Below are 594 nucleotides of genomic sequence, written 5' to 3' on the forward strand. Positions count from 1 at the left end.
CTCCCACCCCGCGCCGGCCCGTCGACGAGATCCTGGAGATCGGCCACTCGCTGCCGCCGGGTCCGTGAGCCGGACGGGCGCCCCCGGGGGCGCCCGGGTCAGGAACGGGGCGACCCGGGGGAGTCCTCCGGACCGGGCGCCTCGCCGGCCCCGGGCGCCCGGTCCGCCCCGGCGGACCGGGCGAGCAGGGCCACCGCCTGCGGGTGACCGGCCCCGGCCGCCGCCACCATGCGGCGCGCCCCCTCCTCGCGCTCCCCGCGCAGCAGGTGGTGCACGGCCAGCGCCAACAGGGCCTGCGGGTCGCCGGCGTCGGCGGCGGGGCGCAACAGGTCGGGGACGGCGGGATCGTCGCGTCCGGCCATCTGCAGCAGCATCCCCAGGGCGGTCGCCGCCCGCTCGTCACCCAACGCCATCGCGCGGCGCAGCCAGTGCTCGCCGGCGGCCAGGTCGCCCTCGGCGCCCAGCATGATCCCGAAGGAGCGGATCATCACCGGGTCCCGGCTCCCGGCCAGGGCGGCCTCGAACCGGGACCGGCCGAGCACCCCGATCAGTCGCTCCACCGGCCGGGGGAGCGACTGATCGGGGTGCTCGGCC

The 594-nt window shown here is 79.6% G+C and carries 1 pseudogene; it reads right to left on the reverse strand.

The features are described 5' to 3' along the window. Positions 1–98: 98 nt before the first annotated feature. Positions 99–594, reverse strand: a pseudogene (locus tag FOE67_RS27870) (hypothetical protein); the annotation flags it as partial.

Source organism: Streptomyces calidiresistens, assembly GCF_014141525.1.
Taxonomy (GTDB): Bacteria; Actinomycetota; Actinomycetes; order Streptomycetales; family Streptomycetaceae; genus Streptomyces; species Streptomyces calidiresistens.